Below are 22,258 nucleotides of genomic sequence, written 5' to 3'. Positions count from 1 at the left end.
AAGGTCCTCAGGGCCTTTTTTTTATTTGGGTCACGACCTAAATAATTTTTTGGATTTCTGCATGCTTTCAATTCTTAAGCTAAATGGCCCTTTAGTGATGGGTATTTTAAATGCCACGCCGGATTCGTTTTCCGATGGCGGCCAGTTTCAGCGCCAAGAGCAGGCCCTGCAGCATGCGCAGCAAATGATAGCCGATGGAGCTGATGTGATTGATATTGGTGGTGAGTCTACTCGGCCGGGTGCAAAAGCCGTATCGGTTGACGAAGAGTTGCAGCGAGTGATCCCTTTGCTCGAGGCAATTAGGGAACTTGGTAAGCCAATTTCTGTCGATACTTCTAAGCCACAAGTGATGCAGGCAGCAATTGAGGCCGGCGCCAGTATGATCAATGATGTGCGTGCGCTTACCGCAGAGGGCGCGCTTGAGGTGGTGGCGGCGTCAAAAGTTGAGGTTTGTTTGATGCATATGCAAGGTCAGCCAAGAGATATGCAGCAGCAACCGACCTACCATAACCTGGTTACTGAAGTTATGGACTTTTTGCAGCAGCGAGTGCAAGCTTGTGCTGATGTTGGGATTGAGAAAAGTCGGATTTGCCTCGATCCTGGTATCGGCTTTGGTAAAACACTTGAACACAATTGTCGTTTGTTAAAAGAGTTGCCGAGTTTAACAAGTTGCGGCTTACCTTTATTGGTAGGAGTTTCGCGCAAAAGTATGCTTGGCCAGATTTTAGGTGTTGAGGTTGATCAACGGATGGTGGCAAGTGTGGCCGCGGGTTTGATAGCAGTTGCAAAAGGTGCAAAAATTTTGCGGGTACATGATGTGTTGGCAACGCGGCAGGCGCTTGATATTTATCAAGCCATAGAAAGTTAAGATTAGTTACAGTTACTAGAGAAACTAAGCAAGGAATAATAATGAGAAAATATTTTGGTACTGACGGTATTCGCGGTACGGTTGGACAGTTTCCGATCACACCTGAATTTGTCTTAAAACTCGCTTGGGCTGCGGGAAAAGTTTTAGTTAATAAAAAAGGCTCTGAGCGAGGCACTGTAATCATCGGCAAGGATACTCGAATTTCAGGCTATATGTTTGAGTCGGTTTTAGAAGCAGGCTTAACGGCAGCTGGCGTCAATAGCTTATTAGTGGGGCCGATGCCAACACCGGCGGTTGCTTATTTGACGCGCACTTTTCGTGCGGACGCGGCAATAGTGATTAGCGCTTCACACAATCCTTTTTATGATAACGGCATTAAGTTTTTTTCTGAAGATGGAACTAAGCTGCCCGATGAGATTGAACTTGAAATTGAGGCCATGCTCGATCAGGAACTAGTTACCTTGTCTTCTGAATCTTTGGGCAAGGCCTATCGAATTGACGATGCCGCCGCGCGCTATATAGAATTTTGTAAAGCCAGTGTTCCTAATGACTTTTCCTTAAAAGGTAAAAAAATCGTTGTAGATTGTGCCCATGGTGCCGCTTACCATATAGCACCCCATGTTTTTGAAGAACTGGGTGCGGAAATAATAGCTATGGGAGTTTCACCTAACGGACTGAATATTAATCAGGAGTGCGGCGCTACCGATACCCAAGCTTTGGCAGCTAAAGTGTTGTCTGAGCAGGCTGATCTGGGAATTGCATTGGATGGCGATGCGGATCGAGTCATGATGATCGATAACAAAGGAAATTTGATTAACGGCGATCAATTGATTCTGTTAATTGCTGAAGCAGCTCAGAGCAAAGGCCGCTTACAAGGTGGTGTGGTTGGAACCTTGATGACAAACATGGCTGTTGAAAACAGGCTTAAGAGTCTAGAAATTCCGTTTGTACGAGCAAAAGTCGGTGATCGTTATGTGATGGAAGCGTTAAAAACCAACGGCTGGACTTTGGGCGGTGAGTCATCGGGGCATGTAATTTGCTTAGAGCATAATACCACTGGTGACGGCATCATTGCTGCATTGCAAGTACTTAGAACCTTATTCGAGCAAGAGATTGATTTGTACGCTTGGGCGCAACAAAATCCATTATTCCCGCAAAGTTTGGTCAATGTTCGTGTTGCTGACGCGCAAAGGGCGTTAAATTCAAGCCAACTAACGGAAGCGATCAAGTCGGCGGAACACCAGTTGGCCGGACAAGGCCGAGTCTTGATTCGCGCATCGGGTACTGAGCCGCTAGTTAGGGTCATGGTGGAAGCGCAAGATCAAGCAGTTGCGAAGCGAAAAGCTCAAGAAATTGCTGCTTTGGTCACATAAAATCAATAAGTTAGAATGTAAAATACTGAAAAAGTGCGACATATTTTGAACATAAGTCATTGTTTCATGTATAATCGCACCTTGGAATACTGATATTTTTGGAAACTTCTAAATTAAGAGAGGGCAAATCAAATGAAGAAGTTAATTTTAGGAGCATGCCTATTAAGTGCTAGCACGTTAGGTTTTGCAGAAGAAGGTGAAGTGAAAGACCGTAGTGGTGCTTACGGTATGATTTCTTTAGTTCAAACTCAGTTTGATCTTGCGAGAAATTTAAAAGATCAAGATTCAACAGGATTGTCAATTGGTTGGATGCTTAATAAAAACTGGGCAATTGAAGGAACTTATACCTATTTAGATGATGTGAATAAGTTCCCTTCAAATTTTGAGCCTGGTTCAGGTGTATCGGATATTGAAACTTACGGTTTAGATTTTATCTACAATGATACTCACTGGTTAGGTAATACAACTACTAGCCCGTTCTTGAAATTTGGTATGGGTAAACATAACGTTACTACTGATCACCCTTGGCTTTTTCCTTCGCAAATCGAAGAGGACGAATTTATTAAGTTGGGTGTAGGTATCCAACATTTTGCCTCAAAGCATGCTTTCATTAGAGCTGGTGTTGACTTCTTAGATGGCGATGAAGATCTTGGTGATGACAGACACTTCTATTTCGGAGTAGGCTATTTCTTTGGTTCTACGCACTATGATTCGCCTGCTAAGGTAGAGCAACCAAAACAAGCACCAAAAGATTCTGATGGTGACGGTGTGATGGATGCTGACGATCGTTGTCCTGGTACTCCTGCTGGCGCTAAAGTTGATGCTTATGGCTGTCCTGTAGATTCGGATGGTGATGGCGTATATGATTACCAAGACGCTTGTCCTAACACTCCTGCTGGCGCTAAAGTTGATGAGAAAGGCTGTCAAGTTAAAGCGGAGAAAGTTGTTGTTGATATGCGTTTAAACTTCGACACTAACATGTATGCGATCAAGCCAGAAATGGTTTCAGAAATCGCTAAAGTGGCTGAGTTCTTACGTCAATTCCCTAACGTTGAAGCACAAATTCAAGGTCACACTGACAGCGTTGGTTCCTCTAACTACAACCAAGGTTTATCAGAGCGTCGTGCTAACTCAGTAGTAGACTACTTAGCCAGCAACTTCGGTATTGATAAAGCACGCTTAACTGGTGTTGGTTATGGTGAAGAGCGTCCTATCGCTGACAATGCTACAGCAGAAGGCCGTGCGCTTAACCGTCGTGCTGAAGCGAACTTAGAATCTAAATAATTTAGATTCTAATCTCGAATGATAAAACCCGGCTTTTGCCGGGTTTTATTTTTTGTGTTGAAAAAACTTGGTCACTTCTTTTTTTTTGTAAATAGGCTATTATCGAATTAAGCACTAAATGCACAACAATAACATTCGATTTAATAGGAGTCTTAAATGCTCAAATCCGTTGCAGTAAGAGATTACATGACCTCTGCCATGATTACCTTGGCTCCCGAAATTCATGTGGTAAAAGCCGCCCAAACCATGATGGAGTATCGGCTAACTGGCGCCCCGGTGTTGGATGAAAATAACCGTTTAGTGGGTTACTTGTCGGAAAAAGATTGCCTGCATACGGTTTTAAGCGCTATTTATCATGGCGAAATTGGCGATAGAGTGATGGATCGCATGACCAAGGAAGTTAAAACTTGTCACCCGGATGATAGCATAGCGGTGGTTGCTGAGCGTTTTTTACAAGATAACTGCCGAATGTATCCGGTGGTCGAAAAAAGTAAACTGGTTGGAATGATTTCGCGTCAGTCTATTCTAAAGGCGCTTCAATATGTTGGCATCGGTTAGCAACAGCTCAGCGGTAAAGAGCTAAAGTTAGTCTTCAATAATTTGCACGTTTAAGCGTCGCTCATTTCTAAGACGAGCACGCTTTTTAGCACAAGGTTTTTCACAATCACAGGCCTTTTCAATTCCAAGTGCATCCAAACCGCCGCAGCTACCACTGATCCTTTTGTTCTGGAAAATATAGCCTACCGCCATAATTAAAATGACAGCAAGAAACAGGGAAAACGCTAAAATAAAGGTGCTCATGGGCCACTCGAAATAGGGTTGCTAGCAAATTACAGTGCTATTTTAACACAGTGTCTATTGACTGATATAGTCTTTAAACCTGCGATTGGAATCAACTTCAACCTTTGCTCCATTTTGACTGATGGTATAAATGGCTAATTGATGCTTTTTGGCAAACTCATACGCCTGCTTTGTACCCAGAACGTTTAAGGCAGTTGCATAAGCGTCGGCCATCATATTGCTCGGGTGGATCACCGAAATTGAGGTGAGCTGATGAGTTACAGGGTAGCCATTGGTTGGATCGATAGTATGGGAAAAGCGTTTACCTTGATGCACAAAGTAATTACGATAGTCGCCGGAAGTCGCTATAGAACTATCTAATAAATTAACGATGATAGACTGTTGTCGCTGTCCTGCAGTGCTCGGTTTTTCTACTGCTATTTTCCAATTCTGATTAAAGTTTTTCAATCCTGAAGCTTTAACCTCACCGCCAATTTCGACTAAATAATCACTAATATGGTGTTGCTCAACAATCGTGGCGAGTCTGTCCACACCATAGCCTTTAGCAATGGCAGATAAATTGATAGTGATGTCAGGGCGTGTTTTTTGGATACACTGCTGATCTAAATCGTAAGACAATTTATTGGTGCCCACTTGAGTGAGCAGTTGCGCAATTTCTTGTGGAGTTGGCACCTTTTCTGCATATTGTTCGACGTTAAAACCCCAGCGGGAAATTAGTGGCCCCAAGGTAATATCAAAAGCGCCATTAGTTTCTTCATACACCTGCTTAGAGGCTAACAAAACCTGCCAGGTCTTGTCGGAAAACGTAAAGCAAGTGTTATCTTGTAGCTGATTAAAACGATTAATTTCAGAATCACTAATGTAGGTCGACATCAACTGATTAATGTCGTTGAGCTCTGTCTCAATCTCTTGATGAATCTGATTGATATTTTGGTGGGAAATCTTGGCGATAACGCTGTAGTTGGTGCCCATAGTAGAGCCGATGATTTTTTTATAGTGAGTTTCTTGGCTACAACTGCTGATTAAAGTAACAGTACCAACAATGGCTAACGATTTAAGGAATACTGTTTTTAGAAAAAGCATAAGGCAAAAAAATAGGCAGTGATTAGACTGCCTATTTTAACCGATTTAGCCATTAATACTAATAGCTATTAATGGAGTTTAGCCACCAAAATCATCCAACAAGATATTCTCATGTTCAACGCCTAGATCTTCTAGCATTTGAATAACTGCGGCATTCATCATGGGTGGTCCACACATATAGAACTCACAATCTTCCGGTGCTGGGTGATCCTTAAGGTAATTCTCTAGAAGCACGTTATGGATAAAACCAGTATAACCATCCCAATTATCTTCTGGCTGCGGATCCGATAGCGCCACGTGCCATTCAAAGTTCTCGTTTTCTTCAGCCAGCATATCGAAATCTTCTACATAGAACATTTCACGCTTAGAACGAGCACCGTACCAGAAGGTAATTTTACGGTCGGTTTTAATCCGGCGCAGCTGATCGAAAATGTGCGAACGCATAGGAGCCATACCAGCACCGCCACCAACGAAAACCATTTCCGCTTTAGTGTCTTTAGCAAAAAACTCACCGTAAGGCCCTGAAATAGTGACCTTATCACCAGGTTTTAAGTTAAAAATGTAAGAGGACATTTTACCGGCAGGCAAGGACATGTCTCGCGGCGGTGGCGTTGCGATGCGCACATTAAGCATGATAATGCCTTCCTCTAACGGATAGTTAGCCATCGAGTAAGCACGAATGGTTTCGTCTTTGACTTCTGACTCTATATCAAACAATTTAAAGCGATTCCAATCTTCATGATATTCTTCTTCAACGTCGAATTCAGAATACTTTAACTTGTAAGCTGGAGCTTCGATCTGAATATAACCACCAGCGCGGAAAGGTACGCTTTCGCCATTCGGGATCTTAAGTTTTAACTCTTTAATGAAGGTTGCTTTGTTTTCATTAGAGATAACTTCGCATTCCCATTTCTTAGTACCGAAGACTTCTTCTGGTACTTCGATTTTCATATCTTGTTTTACTGCAACCTGACAAGATAGACGATAGCCTTCGGCGGCTTCACGTTTGTTGATATGGCTTTCTTCAGTTGGCAAGATCGAGCCGCCGCCTTCAGTTACTTTGCACACGCACTGACCGCAAGTGCCGCCGCCGCCACAGGCCGAGGAGACAAAAATACCGGAATCGGCCAACGCGCCTAATAGTTTGCCGCCTGCTTCGACCGTGATCGCCTTATCAGCATCGCCATTAATATCGATAGTTACATCACCACTACTGACTAATTGCTTGCGCGCCACTAAGATCACGAGCACTAACGCAATAATTACCGCTGTAAATAATGTAACGCCTAAAATAATTTCGTTCATTAGCCTTCCCCTTACAGCTTAATACCAGTAAATGACATAAATCCAAGCGCCATTAGACCGACCACGATAAAGGTGATCCCTAAACCGCGCAGCCCATCAGGCACATCAGAATATTTCATTTTTTCACGAATACCGGCAAGTGCGGCAATTGCTAATGCCCAACCAAAACCCGAGCCAAAGCCAAACATAATCGACTCTGAGAAGTTATAGTTGCGCTCGGCCATAAATAAGGAGCCACCCATAATGGCGCAGTTCACCGTAATCAAAGGCAAGAAGATACCCAAGGATTGGTAGAGTGCAGGGAAGAACTTATCTAGAGTCATCTCCAAGATCTGAACCACCGCCGCGATAACGCCAATATAAACGATTAGACCTAAGAAGCTTAAGTCAGCTTCTGGAAAGCCTGCCCAGCTCAAAGCACCTTCTGCCAACAAGTTGTTAAGCAACAAATTGTTAACCGGTACAGTGATAGTTTGTACGACCACGACCGCAATACCAAGGCCAATCGCCGTTTGAATCTTCTTGGATACCGCCAAGAAGGTACACATTCCCAATAGGAATGATAAGGCTAAGTTTTCAACGAAAACTGCGCGAACAAATAATGATAAATAATGTTCCATTATTCTTTAGCCTCCACTTGGTCGGTTTTCCAGGTACGAAGCGCCCAAATCAACAAGCCGATAATAAAGAATGAGCTTGCTGGTAACAGTAATAAACCGTTCGTTTGATACCAGCCGCCATCGGAAACGCTTTGGAAGATGGTGTAGCCCCATAGCTTGCCCGAACCGAATAGTTCACGGAAGAAAGCAACCACGATCAGCAAAATCGAATAACCAAGACCGTTACCAACACCATCCAAGAAACTCATGAATGGACCATTTTTCATGGCATAAGCTTCGGCACGACCCATCACGATACAGTTAGTAATAATCAGGCCAACAAATACCGACAGCTGCTTTGAAACTTCATAGGCGTAAGCTTTCAGAACTTGGTCCACTAGAATTACCAACGAGGCGATAATGGTCATTTGGACAATAATACGAATGCTGGACGGAATATGATTACGAATCAAACTGATCAGTAAATTCGAGAAAGCCACAACCATGGTTAAGGCTAAACTCATTACAAATGCTGTTTCTAACTTGACGGTAACCGCTAAGGCAGAACAGATCCCCAATACCTGCAAGGCGATGGGGTTGTTGTTAAAAATCGGTGCAAATAAAACCGATTTAGCTTCTTGTTTATCAAAAGCCATGTTAAATGTCCCCCGCTCTTACTCTGTCTAGGAAAGGGCCGAAACCGTTATCACCTAGCCAGAAGTGGATCATGTTTTGAACGCCATTGGTGGTCCAAGTGGCGCCTGAAAGAGCATCAACTTGAGTGTCGTTGCTTGGTACTGATTTAACCAAAGTTAAGACGGGTTCACCATTTGCGTCCAAAGCTTGCTTGCCAGGCCATTTAGCTAGCCAAGTGGAGTTTTCAACCTCGCCACCTAAGCCTGGAGTTTCGCCGTGCTCGTAGTATTTAATACCCTTTACCGTCTTTAGATCTTTATCTAAAGCGATAAATCCATACAGGGTGGAGAACAAGCCTTTGCCATGGATGGGGAAGATAATGCTGTCAAGCTGACCATCTTTTTTGACCAGATAAACATTAGCAACCTGCGCACGCGAACCAATCCCGCCCAAATCCTGCTCGGCAGTTAAAGCCACATTACTGTTGGGGTTTTTGGCCGCTTTACGCTGATCGAAATTAGGAGGAACATTGACAAATTCACCCGTCGCCAAATCCACATGCTTTGACTCGACTTGTTGAAACAGTTCTTCCACGCTTGCCGACGAACCTGATTCGATCATGCCAGCAGCCACCAGAATATTACGCTTCTTATCCAGCGCTTGGTTTTTTTGCTGAATCGGCTTGAGCTTGATGGCTGCGGTTGAAACCACCACCGAACAAATCAAACTTAATAGCAAAGCAACCACGATAGTTTTAGTAGGACTTTCTTTCTTAGACATGACGACGAGCCCTCCGTTTAATGTTGGCCTGAACCACAAAGTGGTCAATCAATGGCGCAAATAGGTTGGCGAATAAAATGGCCAGCATCATCCCTTCAGGGAAGGCTGGGTTAACCACACGGATCAAGACCACCATGATGCCGATTAGCGCACCAAAGTACCATTTACCTTTGTTGGTCAGCGCGGCCGAGACAGGGTCGGTCGCCATAAAAAACATACCAAAGGCAAAACCACCAGTAACCAGATGCCAATACCAAGGCATGGCAAACATGGGGTTAGTATCGCTTCCGATAAAGTTCAACAAGTAAGATGATGCCACCATGCCTAACATAACGCCGGTTACGATACGCCACGAGGCAATTCGTGCGGCGATGATAATAAAACCGCCAATCATGATCATTAAGGTCGACACTTCACCAATCGAACCAGGGATATAGCCTAAGAAAGCATCCCACCAGTTTTGATTGATACTGTAGTCGGTTATGGATCCAGCCGCTGCTGCCGCTAACGGCGTAGCGCTGGAGAAACCATCGACCGCTGCCCAAACCTCAGTACCTGAAATATCCGTTGGGTAAGCAAAGAATAAGAAGGCACGTCCGGCCAAAGCTGGGTTCATGAAGTTCTTACCAGTGCCGCCAAAGATTTCTTTTGCAACCACCACACCGAAGCTAATACCTAGCGCTACTTGCCATAGCGGAATTTCCGGCGGTACGATCAGCGCGAATAGAATCGAGGTGACGAAGAAACCTTCGTTGATCTCATGGCCGCGAATACTGGCGAACAACACTTCCCAGAAGCCGCCGACGATAAAGGTCGTGGCGTAAATTGGCAGGAAGAAGCAAGAGCCGTAGAACATGAGTCCGAACCAGCTGGTGTCTGCGGTAATAGCGCCACCAAAGAACTGGAAAAAGCCCACTTGCCATATATCCGGTAGATTCAAGCCATTCATCACGCCAAGCTGCGCTTGATAACCGATGTTCCACATACCCCAGAACATGGCCGGGAAAGTAGCGAACCAGACCATGATCATAATACGTTTTAAATCGATATTATCGCGTACGTGCGAACCGTTAGTGGTCACATGGCCGGGAGTGTAGAAGATAGTCGCAGCCGCTTCGTAAAGCGCATACCACTTCTCCCACTTGCCGCCTTTTTCAAAATGCGGCTCGATTTTTTCAATAAAATTCTTTAAACCCATGCTTAGCCTTCCTTCTCAATTTTCGTTAAGTTTTCACGAAGAATTGGGCCATACTCATATTTGCCAGGGCAAACAAAAGTACATAAAGCTAAATCTTCTTCATCCAGCTCCAACGCGCCAAGCTGCTGAGCGGTATCCGTATCACCAGTGACCAAAGCGCGAATCAATTGGGTCGGCAAAATGTCCAGCGGCATTACTCGCTCATATAAACCAATTGGCATGATGGCACGTTCCGAGCCGCCGGTGGTGGTGGTCATGGCGAATTTTTTCTTCGGCAAAAATGCAGAAATAAAGGCGCGCGTTACGGAAAACTTGTCCGAGCCAGGTCTTACCCAGCCAAAGAACTCTTTTTCACGTCCTTCTTTAATTACGCTGACTTGATTGTGATAGCGACCGAGGAAAGCACGCGCGTCAATCGCATGGAAACCGTTTAAGACCGAACCGGACAAATGGCGGTTATCGGCTTTAGTTTCTTCGCCGACTAACAATTCATCGATATTAGCGCCTAGGCGAGTGCGTACTAAGTGCGGTTTAGTGACCATAGTACCGCCAATGGCGACCACGCGATCCATATAAAGCTCGCCCGTGGTAAACAATTTTGCCAGCGCAATTACGTCTTGGTAGCCAATATGCCAAACTAAGTTATCCGCCGCAGCAGGGAACAAGAAATGAATATGAGTACCGACGTTGCCCGCTGGATGTGGCCCTGAGAAAGCTTCGTATTGAACTTTAGGGTGATCCAATTGATTGAGGTTACTGTTAGCCTTAGTAGCTACAAAAACTTTACCGTTGCTTAAGGTGCTTAGCAAAGTTAAGCCTTGGTTAAAGGCTTCGGCATTTTCTGCAATAATCACCTCAGGATCAGCCGCTAATGGGTTAGTATCGATGGCTGAAACGAAAATCGCTTTGGTTTCACTGTCAATCGCCGGAACTTTGGAATAAGGACGAGTGCGCAGCGCTGTCCACATTCCTGAGGCTAACATTTGATCGACGATCGCTTGGCGCTCAAGAACTGCTAACTGCTCGGCAGAATATTGATTGAAAGTTACCGCATCTTCTTGTGCTGCGATTTCTACCACTACTGATAGCAGTTTTCGCTTAGCACCACGGTTAATGGCGGTTACGGTACCTCCAGCTGGAGCAGTATAGGATACTCCTGGAGTTTTCTTATCGTCGAAAATTACTTGGCCTTTTTTCACCGAGTCACCCACTTGAACCTGCATGGTCGGTTTCATGCCAACGTAATCTTCGCCGAGAATGGCAACGGTTTTTACCGTAGCACCGTCTGAGATCGTCTGCTCGGGTTGCCCTTCGATGGGTAAATCCAAGCCTTTTTTAATCTTAATCATAGGTCGCTACTTTTCTTGGTTAATGATTTAAATTGAATGAAGAGGTCGAATCCTCAAAACAACTTTTGAGATAGTGAAAACATAACAAAACACTGGATTGTGAAGTCCACAACCAGCGCTAATCATTCTATTCTATTTCGCTGTACCCAAAAGTGTTAAAACAAAAGCCTTTGCTGGTTTTCCATTGAAGATGCAACAAAGCCTTTTAAGGCGCGTATTATACTTGGATCAAGCCCCCAAAATCCATGACTTTTATAGGGAAATAGCTGAAAAAGTCTCACTATTATGGATTAGCAGCTGTCCTGAATAAGCTTTTATTCCTTGTGCTTGGCAAGGCTTTCATATATCATTTGCGCCCTTTTATAAAAAGCCGAAATCCAACCTAATTTCGCCGTGGCTGCGCTTCTAACGCGGGATCGGTTTTTAGGCGATTGGTAAACTCTAGTAAAAGCGGTCTCAGGCACTAACGATTGAGCTGCTAACGGTTAACTTAAAGAGTAGTTATGGTAAGAACGAAGCTTATCGCTGGCAATTGGAAAATGAATGGTGATAGCCGCTCCATTAAGCAATTAATGGATGGCATCAAAGAGCAGTTAGATCCTGCTTGGCAGAGCGAAGTATTAGTCTGTGCGCCAGCCGTTTATTTGCCCTTAGTAGTTGATTTTGTTGGAATTTCTGGCATAAAAGTGGGTGCGCAAAACCTCTCACAGCAAGCGCAAGGTGCTTTTACGGGCGAGATCAGCGCGGCCATGCTATCGGATGTCGGCGGGCAATATGTGTTGGTCGGACATTCTGAGCGACGTAGCTTATACGGTGAAAACTCGAAGTTAGTGGCGGAAAAATTTAATGCCGCTTTGACTAAAGGTTTAATTCCGGTGCTTTGTGTCGGCGAAACCCTTGAAGAGCGCGAGGCTGGCACCACTATGACGGTAGTTAAAGGCCAAATTGATGCCGTGATCGAACAGTATGGCATCGAAACTTTGGGTCAGGGCGTGATTGCCTATGAGCCCGTTTGGGCAATTGGTACGGGAAAAACGGCTAGTCCAGAGCAAGCGCAAGCGGTGCATGCGGACATTCGAGCCCATTTGGCACAATTTGATGCGCAAATAGCGCACAAAACACGAATTTTATATGGCGGAAGTATGAATCCTACTAACGCCGAACAACTTTTAGCGCAACCCGATATAGACGGTGGTCTAATTGGCGGAGCTTCGCTAAAAGCCGAACAATTTATTGCAATATGTAAAGCAGCAGGATAAAAAAATGCAATTATTTTTAATGATCAGTTTATTGGTAGTCGCCCTTTTGTTAATCGGGATCATTTTGATCCAGCAGGGTAAAGGTGCTGAAATGGGCGCTTCGTTCGGTGCTGGTGGCTCTAACACCTTATTCGGTGCGCCAGGTGCGGGTAACTTCTTAACTAAAAGCACTACAGTGCTGGCTATTTTGTTTTTTGTGATTGCCTTAGCGATTACCGGTATTAAAAACCGCGGTGTTGAAGCGTCGAATATTTTAGACGATGCCGCTGAAGAGGTAAAAGTGGTCACTCCTGACAATGTGGATAGCCTCAATGCAATCCCATCTGAGAAGAAAGAAGCTGTTTCAACTGAAATTCCCACTGCCGCAAAAGAAACCCTAGCTACGGAAATTCCAACGGCAACTGAAATCAAAGATACCGTCAAAAACGAAGCGGCGAAAACGGCTGATGCAGTTAAAGAAAAAGCCAATGACGTGACTCAAGATGCCGAAGACAAAGCTAAAGAATTAAAAGCTGACACTGACAAGAAAATTGACGAAGCCAAAGATGCTGCTGAAGAAGCAAAAAAAGACCTTAAGGAAAAAGCCGACGGCGATCAATAAGCAACAACCTTTTTCGCTCGGGTGGTGGAATTGGTAGACACGCTATCTTGAGGGGGTAGTGGCTGTATGGCCGTGTGGGTTCAAGTCCCACTCCGAGCACCAATTTAATAAGCACTATTATATAGTGCTTTTTTTATGGGCTTTGCTGCGTTTATTAGACCGGTCCTTTCGTAGCGCTGAGTGCCATGAGTTAGATTTAGAGCTTAAAATAAGCGCTTTTCAGATGAATGGTAGCTTTTATAGGACGAAAAGTATTGCTATTTTTTTGATTTCTGTAATTTACATTACTGAATAAAGTAGTCGTCACTGACTACAACTAAAACAAAATTTATAACAATAAATTTCCTTTATTTAAATCGATCTTCCTAGGAGGTTTAGATGAACAGTACTCTAGCTAAGAGCTTTGTGCGTTTGGGCACTTTTGCTTTGCTGTTGACGATGGCCAATCAAGTTAAAACCGAAGAGCCTTATACAGTAACAATCGATGATACGGATATCTGGACTGGAACAAATGTTACTAACTTTTTAAACGCTGATAGCAGTGTTTCTAGCGAGCCAACAGCAGTACAACTGCAAGTGAATACCACTACTGGCTCGGTAAACGGCGCTGTGGCTTACCTTGCGACTAATCCCAACGGTGACCCTGAAATCAACGTCAATATCGCGGCTCAGGATGCTCAGCAGGCGATACTGACTTGGACATTTAGTTCTGGCATCTTACCTTTAGGGGTCAACAATCCTTCGATGACACTAAGGGATGTCGATAGTAACGTTAACGGAGTTTTAGAAACCCCAGCAGGTTCGTCCAATGAATTTTGTGATCGCCTTGAAATACGCGCCTTTGACATTAATAACCTACCGGTGCCTGCAAGTAGTTTTAGTGTGGCCACTGGCACTGGCCCTACTACCTTTTCTGAAGTTCCACCATCCGCTGGGACGCCAGCGAATAGTTTTGTTATCGAGGGGACTTCTAACAATGGGCCAGGAACACCGGAGGCAATTGTTAGCGTTAATGCTAATAGTGTTGGCTCTATCGTTATGATTTACGAGCAGTGCGAAGATCCGGATACCGACAGACCGGGCGCCCTAGGTATTGTCAATGGTCTAGATGGTTTTTCAATTTTTACCACCGACCTAACTCTACGCAAACAATGGGTTGACGCGGCAGTAAATGATACTGCTACGGTTAGTGTTTCCGGAGGAACCATTACCGTTAATGACTTAGACTCTACTGCTAACGCGGCTGCGGAAATCGACTCAGGAGTCGCTACCGAAGTGATTTCTGGAGTGGACTATACCATTAGCGAAACTTTGGGAGCTGCTAATGGTAGAACTTATGATAGCAGTTTGAGCTGTACAGGTTCGGGCGATACGGACGTTGCTGATGGAGTTTTAACTCCATCAGCTTCGGATACCAATGTGATCTGCACTTATCTTAATGATGCGAGAGTCGCTGATGTGAGTGTCACCAAAACTGACAGCACTTCAACCTACACCCCAGGCGCAGCCTTTAGCTATGTTATTAGGGTCGATAACAATGGCCCTGATACGGTTGATGGCTTAGTTGTTACGGATACTTTGCCAACTGCGATGGCCCGAGCTAGCTGGAACTGTAGCGCTTCTGGCGGTGCGCTATGCCCAAATGCCAATGGCACAGGCTCCATTAGCGAAACCATCAGTGTTTTCCCCAATGGGGGACAAATTATTTATACCGTCACTGGAAATTACCCAGCATCTCCCGCTGGCTACTAGGTAGCGGTACTTTTAGACTGCGGTCACTAGCTTAAAGGACGCTAGCGTTGATAGGTGTTGTAATTGATGGTTAAGCTAACTGTTGCAAAATAAAATCATCGGCCCAGCTTTCAAGTTTGGCATTTTTGATAAACCCGCAGTGACCGCCATATTGACTGGAATAAATTTGTAGGTACTCATTTTGAGTAAGGCTAAAGGTGTCTTGATAGTTAATGACCGGGTCGTCTTTACTCATTAAAATGGTCACGTCGGAGTCCAAGTTTTGCAGTTTTTCACCGCTTAGAGCGTAGCCATTGAAGTATTCTTCTGCACTTTGATAGTCGCCAAACAGTTGTAGCAAATGTTCCGTCATTTGGCGCATGGATTTCATCGGATAGATCTGTTCAAAGTTGTAAGAATCGGGAAAGTGTTGCTGCTTTTTGCGCAAAGAGCGTTTCCATTTCTTGATAAAATAATCGTGATAAAAGCTCAAGCCATTTTCCAGTTGGTGCAAAATATCCATTGGGTTGATGGCTGGGCAAATGGCGAGGGTTTTGTTAAGCCGAATGTGGTTACTATTGGCTTGCTCAGCGATTCGAGTAGCAAAATTGCCGCCTAACGAAAAACCTATCAGGTGAGTATTGTCAAACTCCAAGTTTTGTTGGGCGAAGCGAACGGCGTTAACCACTTCGTGTAGTCGATTGGAATGAAACAGTGCGCGATTAAGATGGTGGCTGCTGCCATGATCCCGCAAGTTTAATCGCAATACTTGATAACCAGCTTGATAGAGACTATTGGCTGAGGACAACAAGTAGAGTGATTCGTGGCTGCCTTCCCAACCATGGATCAAAATCACGGTAGTGGTTTTAGGATCTGGCTGCGGTGAGAAAAAACTTTGTAGCTTTACTTCAGCTCCGGTTTCATCGGTGCCTGCTTCCAATAAAATTTCCCGACTGGCTGCAAGCATGGTTTTTGCTTTCTTGATCAACAAGGGCCGACGAAATTTAACGGTACCTAATAGTGATTGCACATGGCAGTTTTTTGCCCAAAAAGGCGGTTGAAAATCAACTTGCTGAATTTTTATCTGCTTTTTTGCTATGGCTTGATTCATGCTAAAGGTTCAATGTTGATATTCTGCGACTGCTTTAACTCAATCATATACTGGATAAAGCTCGAAAAACAAATGCTCAGCATATTTGCTGGGAACAGTTGCTCGGAACGCTATTTTAGATAGCGACAGCTTTCTCGATGTAGTTACTGACCTCAAGATCGATTTCGGTGTCAGAAACACTAGAGGCAATTTTTAAGACTTGTCCTTTATATTTTTTCTGCTTGGATAGATCGAAGGCAATTCTTCGTTTGAGTGGTATTTTGTTTTCGTCTGCAATGATTTCTACTACTGGCGCCAATTTGCTATCCGGATTTACCGATAACACAATCGCGTAGAAACCGTTGTTAAGTTTAATTAAAGAGCCAACAGGATAGACGCCAACCATTTTAATAAATTCTTTCACCAAATATTTGTCGTAGCGATGATTGGCTTCTTTATACAAAATAGCGGTAGCTTTTTCCGGCGACATTCCTTTGCGGTAGCAACGATCGCTCGTCATCGCATCGTAGCTATCAACTATCGCAATAATCTTGTCGTAGACGCTCAAATAAGCAGCATCTAGCTGACGGGGATAACCATCGCCAACCAGGCTTTCGTGGTGGTTATAAGCTGCGGTGCAGACTACTTCATCAATACCGCCGTGTTCTTTCAGGAATATATAGCCCAATACCGCATGCTCCTTGACGATATCAAACTCTTGCTCGGTCAAGGCGCTTTGTTTATTTAAAATAGAATTGGGGATCTTCATTTTTCCCACATCGTGGAGCATGCCACATAATCCTAAGAGGTGTAATTCTTCTTCAGAAAGCTGCAAATGGCGCCCAAAAGTAATGGCTAGAATCCCGACGCGCAGGCAGTGTTCGGCAGTGTATTCGTCTTGGTCTTTAATTTTGGTCATCCAAAACATGGCGCTGGGATTGCTCAAAATGCTGCTAACACACTGCGATACGAGTACTTTTGATTGCTCCACATTTATGTGGCCATCTTTTTGTACCTGCTGCATCACTTCTTGAATGTGGTGCTTAGAGCTATCAAAAGCTTTTTTTGCTTTGGGTAATTCTTTTTTCAGGCTTTTCTGTACTTTTCGGGCACTGCTGGCTTCCATTTTATAGCGAATTTGTTGTCGCAAATTGGCGATTTGTTGTTCGCGATGGAGCTTTAGCGAGGTGTAATCAATGTATACGTGCTGGCAGTAGCGGCGAAAAACATCGAGTTCTTTTTCGGTACTAATAGTCACTTCTTGGAAAATAAAGGGTAAATCGGTCCAAGGGCGATCCAAGTCGATAACCGTCATGCCGATCTGCAGTTCATGGCTGGAGATTTTGCGTTTAACAACTTCTTGGTGTACTGGTACACCTTGACGCTGCTTTTGAAGTGGCGTTTTCCTTGTTTTTTGCCTTGCAAATAACTTTGCGATGAGACTCATTATTATACCCTCTATTCATTTCATCTTAATTATAAAATCAGAAAAATCAAATGCTTAGAAAACTGTGACCAAAGTGACGCTTTCTATCACCGCCGCGCAAAAGGACTAGCCAAAATACCGGATGGCTGGTAAGGTTATTTAAAAATAATATTCTATAAATTCTTGGAGTTAGGTCGCGCATTTTTAAGATGGCCATAGATGTATGATTGCAGAATATGCACCAATACTGGTTTTCGTTCTGATAGGACTGCTGTTTGGCGGCGGTCTGCTAATCTTTGGTTATTTTGCAGGCCCTTCTAACCCTTCCGAAGATAAAGAAAAGCCTTTTGAATGTGGCTTCGATGCCTTCGAAGATTCGCGCATGAAATTTGACGTGCGGTTTTATTTGGTGGCAATTCTGTTCATTATTTTCGATTTGGAAGTCACGTTTCTCTTCCCTTGGGCTGTGGTATTCGACGAAATCGGTTGGTTTGGTATCGCCGCTATGGGTGTTTTTATCTTGTTGTTATTAGTCGGTTTTGCTTACGAATGGCGCAAGGGCGCTTTGGATTGGGAGTAGGAGCGCTTTCGGTTATGGGCATTGAAGACAAACTCAATAAAGACGGATTTTTTACCACCAGTGTGCAAGAGCTATTCGATTGGGCGCGTACCGGTTCCATGTGGCCGATGACGTTTGGCTTGGCATGTTGTGCGGTGGAAATGATGCATGCTGGCGCGGCACGTTATGACCTGGATCGCTTCGGGGTTGTCTTTCGTCCTAGCCCGCGGCAATCGGACGTGATGATTGTGGCCGGAACCTTGACTAATAAAATGGCCCCAGCGTTACGCCGAGTTTACGATCAGATGCCCGATCCAAAGTGGGTTATTTCTATGGGCTCCTGTGCCAATGGTGGCGGCTACTATCATTACTCCTATTCGGTGGTGCGCGGTTGTGATCGCATCGTGCCAGTGGATATTTATGTGCCAGGCTGTCCGCCAACCGCGGAAGCTTTGCTGTATGGCATTATCCAATTACAAAATAAAATTAAGCGCTCCACGGTGATTTCGCGTCGTCCAAAAAAGACCGATGACAAAAGTGAGGTGGCGCTTGGCTAAAACTTTGATTGACCGATTAGGTGAAGTTTTTGGCGATAAGTTAATTGCTTGCGAGCAGGCTTTTGGCGAAGTGACCATCGAAATTGGCAAGCAGGATCTGCTGCCAGTGTGTTTACAACTACGGGACGAAGACTGTTTACAGTTTGAGCAATTGGTCGATCTGACGGTGGTGGACTATTTGCAGTTTGGACTTGATGAGTGGGCCACTGATGAGGCTACGGGTTCGGGTTTCAGCCGTGGGCGGCAGGATTTGTCGCAACAAGAATCGCAATGGAAGCGCGAGCGTTTTGCGGTGGTTTACCACTTATTATCCCTAGTTAATAACCAGCGTTTGCGACTGAAATGTTTGGTGAATGAGTCGCGACCTACCATCGATTCAGTCATTCAAATCTGGAATGGGGTCGATTGGTTTGAACGGGAAGCCTTTGATTTATTTGGGATTTTATTTGAAGGCCATCCGGATCTGCGCCGTTTGTTAACGGATTATGGCTTTGTTGGACATCCATTTAGAAAAGACTTTCCCTTAATTGGCAAAGTCGAGATGCGCTTTGATGCTAAACAAAATCGCTGCGTTTATGAACCAGTTTCGATTGAGCCAAGAGTGCTAGTACCGAAAGTGATTCGTGAAAATGATGAGACCATCTACGTGGCGGATCCCCAATCTTTGAAAGAGTCGCTAAAGCAAGCCCAAAAGGACGGTAGCAATGGCTGAAATTCGTAACTATACGGTGAATTTTGGCCCGCAACATCCAGCGGCGCATGGTGTCTTGCGCCTGATTTTGGAAATGGATGGTGAAACGGTGGTGCGCGCCGATCCGCACATTGGATTACTCCATCGTGCGACCGAAAAATTAGCCGAGTCAAAACCTTTTAATCAGTCCATTGGCTATATGGACCGGCTCGACTACGTTTCCATGATGTGCAACGAGCACGCTTATGTGCTGGCGATTGAAAAACTGATGGGAATCACGCCGCCCAAGCGTGCCCAGTATATTCGCGTCATGTTCGCCGAAATTACCCGTATTTTAAATCATTTAATGTGGTTGGGAGCGCACGGTTTGGATATTGGCGCTATGACCGTATTTTTATACGCTTTTCGCGAGCGTGAAAGCTTAATGGATGCTTACGAAGCGGTTTCCGGTGCGCGTATGCACGCGACCTATTTTAGACCTGGCGGAGTTTACCGAGATTTGCCAGAAAAAATGCCGCAGTATCAGGTTTCCAAGTTTTCCAACCAGAAAAAAGTGGATGAGCTCAATCAAAATCGCCAAGGCTCTTTACTGGATTTTTTGTGGGATTTTACCGAGAGCTTTCCCGAGCGAGTGGACGAATACGAAACCCTGTTGACCGACAACCGAATTTGGAAACAAAGAACCGTTGGCGTGGGTATTGTTTCGCCGGACAGAGCGCTGCAATTGGGCTTAACTGGGCCCATGTTACGCGGCTCAGGGATTGAATGGGATCTGCGTAAAAAGCAGCCCTATGAAGTCTATCCTGAACTGGAATTTGATATTCCGGTGGGTTCTAAAGGCGATTGCTACGATCGCTATTTGGTGCGGGTCGAAGAGATGCGTCAGTCCAATCGAATTATCCGCCAGTGTATTGAGTGGCTGCGAGACAATCCGGGCCCTGTGATGCTGGATAATCATAAAGTCGCGCCACCGAGTCGCGAGGCGATGAAGGACGATATGGAAGCGTTGATCCATCATTTTAAGTTGTTTACTGAGGGCTATTGCGTGCCGCAAGGCGAAGTCTATCAGGCGACCGAACACCCGAAAGGTGAGTTTGGTATTTACCTGGTGTCCGATGGTGCCAACAAACCTTACCGATTAAAAATTCGTGCGCCTGGTTTTGCCCATTTATCGGCAATGAATGAAATGGTCAAAGGGCATATGCTGGCTGACGTGGTGGCGATTATTGGTACGCAAGATATCGTCTTTGGCGAGATCGATAGGTAGGGCGTCAATGAGCAAAGCGAACTTACCCCAACTTTTATCGGCGCCAGCGATTGACAAGATCAATAGTTGGATCGAAAAGTACCCAGCTAAACGGAAACGGGCAGCTGTCATTCCTGCGCTTTCCATCGCGCAAGATGAGTTAGGGTATTTGGCGCGTGACACCATGGATGCGGTGGCCGATTATTTGGAAATTCCGCACATTGCGGCTTACGAAGTGGCGACTTTTTATTCGATGTTTTCGCTTGAGCCGCGAGGCAAGCATGTGGTATCGCTGTGTACTAATATCTCTTGTATGTTGGCAGGCAGCGACGATTTGAAACAGTGGTTTAAAGATGAGCTGGGCATAGCACCGGGTGAAACGACTGCCGATGGTCGTATTACGCTCAAAGAAGTAGAGTGCCTAGCCGCTTGCGGTGGCGCACCAATGCTCGAGGTGGGCAAGCAGTACCATGAAAACTTGGATGTGAATAAGTTGGCGCATCTGGTGAAAGAATTAACTTAGGATTGAGAAACTTAAATGGCAAACGAAGTTTGTTTTAGAACGCTACATTTGAATCAACCTTGGACGCTGGATACTTACCAGTCGGCAGGCGGTTATCAAGTGTGGAAAAAAATCCTACAAGAAAAAACGCCGCCCGAAGAAATTATTGAAGAGTTAAAACTGTCTTGTTTGCGCGGGCGCGGCGGGGCAGGCTTCCCGACTGGTTTAAAGTGGAGTTTTATGCCGCGTCATTTGGATGGCCAAAAGTATGTAGTCTGTAATTCTGACGAAGGCGAGCCAGGGACTTTTAAAGATCGCGATATTTTGCGCTATAACCCGCATCAGTTAATCGAAGGCATGGCCATTGGCGGCTATGTGATGGGCGCAACCGTTGGTTATAACTATATGCGCGGCGAGTTTTATGAACCGATTGAGCGCTTCGAGCAAGCGCTTGAAGAAGCTTACGCTGCCGGTTTGTTAGGCAAGGATATTTTAGGTTCGGGAGTCGATTTTGATCTCTACAGCCATATTGGTGCTGGGGCTTATATTTGCGGCGAAGAAACCGCGCTTATCGAATCGCTTGAAGGTAAAAAAGGGCAGCCACGATTTAAACCACCGTTTCCAGCCAATTATGGTGTTTTTGGTAAACCCACCAACGTCAACAATACGGAAAGTTTTACTTCGGTGCCGGTGATTTTGGACAAAGGTGGCCAGTGGTTTTTAGATTTGGGTATTCCCAATAATGGCGGCACTAAACTTTTCTCGATTTCGGGGCATGTGAACAAACCCGGTAATTACGAAATTGGCCTAGGCACGCCGTTTGCCGAACTATTGGAAATGGCGGGCGGAATGAAAGACGGTAAAAAGCTTAAAGCGGTGATCCCAGGCGGCTCCAGCGCACCGATTTTACCAGCTAAAACCATGATGAAATTAACCATGGACTATGATGCCATCGGCAAAGCCGGCTCGATGCTCGGCTCTGGCGCAGTGATGGTGTTTGATGAAGATACCGACATGGTGAAGGTTTTGGCACGAATAGCCCATTTTTATTACGAAGAATCTTGCGGCCAATGCACGCCTTGTCGCGAAGGCACTGGCTGGATGTCGCGGGTGATTCATCGGATTGCCGAAGGTAAAGGGCGGCTTGATGATTTAGACAAGCTGGATGAGATCGCCGGCAACATTATGGGCCGTACCATTTGTGCGCTCGGGGATGCGGCGGCGATGCCAGTACAGAGTTTTATTAAACACTTTAGAAGCGAATTTGAAGCTAAAATCCCCGAAATTACTGCTAAAAGCATCAAAAAGGCGAGTTAGTTT

22 protein-coding genes, 1 tRNA gene and 1 pseudogene are annotated in these 22,258 nt (G+C 45.0%); 14 read left to right on the top strand and 10 right to left on the bottom strand.

Annotation, left to right across the window (positions count from 1 at the left end):
- Nucleotides 1-61: 61 nt before the first annotated feature.
- The 4 genes from folP (at nt 62) to NFS34_RS02930 (ending at nt 4,083) form a co-directional block, all read left to right on the top strand.
- Nucleotides 62-868: a dihydropteroate synthase gene (gene folP / locus NFS34_RS02945; RefSeq protein ID WP_251358391.1), complete on the top strand. Its 807-nt coding sequence runs from the start codon at nt 62-64 to the stop codon at nt 866-868.
- A 38-nt stretch (nt 869-906) separates the two neighbouring features.
- Nucleotides 907-2,241, top strand: coding sequence for a phosphoglucosamine mutase (glmM, locus tag NFS34_RS02940; protein ID WP_376707957.1), 1,335 nt, complete (start codon nt 907-909; stop codon nt 2,239-2,241).
- A 132-nt stretch (nt 2,242-2,373) separates the two neighbouring features.
- Entirely contained in the window at nt 2,374-3,525 is a 1,152-nt protein-coding gene (locus NFS34_RS02935; protein ID WP_251358389.1) for an OmpA family protein, read from the top strand.
- A gap of 156 nt (nt 3,526-3,681) precedes the next feature.
- Nucleotides 3,682-4,083 (top strand): CBS domain-containing protein, encoded by a 402-nt coding sequence (locus NFS34_RS02930; protein WP_251358388.1) that lies wholly within the window; start codon nt 3,682-3,684, stop codon nt 4,081-4,083.
- 27 nt (nt 4,084-4,110) lie between these two features.
- Here NFS34_RS02930 and nqrM read toward each other — a convergent pair whose 3' ends face one another.
- From nqrM to NFS34_RS02890, 8 genes are all read right to left on the bottom strand, one after another.
- The gene (gene nqrM, locus NFS34_RS02925) at nt 4,111-4,326 is read right to left on the bottom strand and encodes a (Na+)-NQR maturation NqrM (RefSeq protein ID WP_251358387.1); all 216 of its coding nucleotides are present in this window, start codon (nt 4,324-4,326) and stop codon (nt 4,111-4,113) included.
- A 54-nt stretch (nt 4,327-4,380) separates the two neighbouring features.
- Nucleotides 4,381-5,409, bottom strand: a complete 1,029-nt coding sequence (locus NFS34_RS02920; RefSeq protein ID WP_251358386.1) for an FAD:protein FMN transferase — start codon at nt 5,407-5,409, stop codon at nt 4,381-4,383.
- Between the two features lie 78 nt (nt 5,410-5,487).
- Nucleotides 5,488-6,714 (bottom strand): NADH:ubiquinone reductase (Na(+)-transporting) subunit F, encoded by a 1,227-nt coding sequence (gene nqrF, locus NFS34_RS02915; RefSeq protein ID WP_251358385.1) that lies wholly within the window; start codon nt 6,712-6,714, stop codon nt 5,488-5,490.
- 11 nt (nt 6,715-6,725) lie between these two features.
- Entirely contained in the window at nt 6,726-7,334 is a 609-nt protein-coding gene (gene nqrE, locus NFS34_RS02910; RefSeq protein ID WP_251358384.1) for an NADH:ubiquinone reductase (Na(+)-transporting) subunit E, read from the bottom strand.
- Nucleotides 7,334-7,969 (bottom strand): NADH:ubiquinone reductase (Na(+)-transporting) subunit D, encoded by a 636-nt coding sequence (locus NFS34_RS02905; RefSeq protein WP_251358383.1) that lies wholly within the window; start codon nt 7,967-7,969, stop codon nt 7,334-7,336. The genes nqrE and NFS34_RS02905 overlap by 1 nt, the downstream gene beginning before the upstream one ends.
- Nucleotide 7,970: 1 nt before the next feature.
- Nucleotides 7,971-8,729, bottom strand: coding sequence for a Na(+)-translocating NADH-quinone reductase subunit C (locus tag NFS34_RS02900; RefSeq protein WP_251358382.1), 759 nt, complete (start codon nt 8,727-8,729; stop codon nt 7,971-7,973).
- Entirely contained in the window at nt 8,722-9,927 is a 1,206-nt protein-coding gene (locus NFS34_RS02895; RefSeq protein ID WP_251358381.1) for an NADH:ubiquinone reductase (Na(+)-transporting) subunit B, read from the bottom strand. The genes NFS34_RS02900 and NFS34_RS02895 overlap by 8 nt, the downstream gene beginning before the upstream one ends.
- A gap of 2 nt (nt 9,928-9,929) precedes the next feature.
- Nucleotides 9,930-11,276: a Na(+)-translocating NADH-quinone reductase subunit A gene (locus tag NFS34_RS02890; RefSeq protein WP_251358380.1), complete on the bottom strand. Its 1,347-nt coding sequence runs from the start codon at nt 11,274-11,276 to the stop codon at nt 9,930-9,932.
- A 503-nt stretch (nt 11,277-11,779) separates the two neighbouring features.
- Here NFS34_RS02890 and tpiA point away from each other — a divergent pair.
- The 4 genes and pseudogenes from tpiA to NFS34_RS02870 all read left to right on the top strand — a co-directional run bounded on the left by tpiA (nt 11,780) and on the right by NFS34_RS02870 (nt 14,888).
- A complete protein-coding gene (gene tpiA, locus NFS34_RS02885; protein ID WP_251358379.1) occupies nt 11,780-12,535 on the top strand; it encodes a triose-phosphate isomerase in 756 nt (251 codons plus the stop codon).
- Between the two features lie 4 nt (nt 12,536-12,539).
- Nucleotides 12,540-12,744 (top strand): annotated as a pseudogene (gene secG / locus NFS34_RS11620) (preprotein translocase subunit SecG); the annotation flags it as partial.
- A 407-nt stretch (nt 12,745-13,151) separates the two neighbouring features.
- Nucleotides 13,152-13,238, top strand: a tRNA-Leu gene (locus tag NFS34_RS02875).
- A 276-nt stretch (nt 13,239-13,514) separates the two neighbouring features.
- On the top strand, nt 13,515-14,888 hold the full coding sequence (locus tag NFS34_RS02870; protein WP_251358377.1) for a DUF11 domain-containing protein: 1,374 nt from the start codon (nt 13,515-13,517) through the stop codon (nt 14,886-14,888).
- Between the two features lie 70 nt (nt 14,889-14,958).
- On the opposite strand, the gene NFS34_RS02865 is transcribed toward NFS34_RS02870, so the two are convergent.
- Together NFS34_RS02865 and NFS34_RS02860 are read right to left on the bottom strand one after the other, a co-directional pair.
- On the bottom strand, nt 14,959-15,978 hold the full coding sequence (locus NFS34_RS02865) for a YheT family hydrolase (RefSeq protein ID WP_251358376.1): 1,020 nt from the start codon (nt 15,976-15,978) through the stop codon (nt 14,959-14,961).
- Between the two features lie 115 nt (nt 15,979-16,093).
- Nucleotides 16,094-17,404 carry an HD-GYP domain-containing protein gene (locus NFS34_RS02860; protein ID WP_251358375.1) on the bottom strand — a complete coding sequence of 437 codons (1,311 nt, stop codon included), beginning with the start codon at nt 17,402-17,404 and terminating at the stop codon, nt 16,094-16,096.
- Between the two features lie 202 nt (nt 17,405-17,606).
- On the opposite strand from NFS34_RS02860, the gene ndhC reads away from it, so the two are divergent.
- The 6 genes from ndhC to nuoF are packed head-to-tail and all read left to right on the top strand — an operon-like array spanning nt 17,607 to nt 22,255.
- Nucleotides 17,607-17,963: an NADH-quinone oxidoreductase subunit A gene (gene ndhC, locus NFS34_RS02855; protein WP_251358374.1), complete on the top strand. Its 357-nt coding sequence runs from the start codon at nt 17,607-17,609 to the stop codon at nt 17,961-17,963.
- Nucleotides 17,964-17,977: 14 nt separating this feature from the next.
- Nucleotides 17,978-18,499, top strand: coding sequence for an NADH-quinone oxidoreductase subunit B family protein (locus NFS34_RS02850; protein WP_251358373.1), 522 nt, complete (start codon nt 17,978-17,980; stop codon nt 18,497-18,499).
- The gene (locus tag NFS34_RS02845; protein ID WP_251358372.1) at nt 18,492-19,211 is read left to right on the top strand and encodes an NADH-quinone oxidoreductase subunit C; all 720 of its coding nucleotides are present in this window, start codon (nt 18,492-18,494) and stop codon (nt 19,209-19,211) included. Before NFS34_RS02850 ends, NFS34_RS02845 begins: the two co-directional genes overlap by 8 nt.
- Nucleotides 19,204-20,457, top strand: coding sequence for an NADH-quinone oxidoreductase subunit D (locus tag NFS34_RS02840; RefSeq protein ID WP_251358371.1), 1,254 nt, complete (start codon nt 19,204-19,206; stop codon nt 20,455-20,457). The genes NFS34_RS02845 and NFS34_RS02840 overlap by 8 nt, the downstream gene beginning before the upstream one ends.
- Nucleotides 20,458-20,464: 7 nt before the next feature.
- The gene (nuoE, locus tag NFS34_RS02835; RefSeq protein ID WP_251358370.1) at nt 20,465-20,959 is read left to right on the top strand and encodes an NAD(P)H-dependent oxidoreductase subunit E; all 495 of its coding nucleotides are present in this window, start codon (nt 20,465-20,467) and stop codon (nt 20,957-20,959) included.
- A 15-nt stretch (nt 20,960-20,974) separates the two neighbouring features.
- The gene (gene nuoF / locus NFS34_RS02830) at nt 20,975-22,255 is read left to right on the top strand and encodes an NADH-quinone oxidoreductase subunit NuoF (protein WP_251358369.1); all 1,281 of its coding nucleotides are present in this window, start codon (nt 20,975-20,977) and stop codon (nt 22,253-22,255) included.
- Nucleotides 22,256-22,258 lie beyond the last annotated feature (3 nt).

Origin of the sequence: Kangiella sp. TOML190, from assembly GCF_023706045.1 — a bacterium.
Classification (GTDB): Bacteria; Pseudomonadota; Gammaproteobacteria; order Enterobacterales; family Kangiellaceae; genus Kangiella.
The sequence above is the reverse complement of the archived record's forward strand: the minus strand, read 5'-3'. Positions and strand labels throughout refer to the sequence as shown.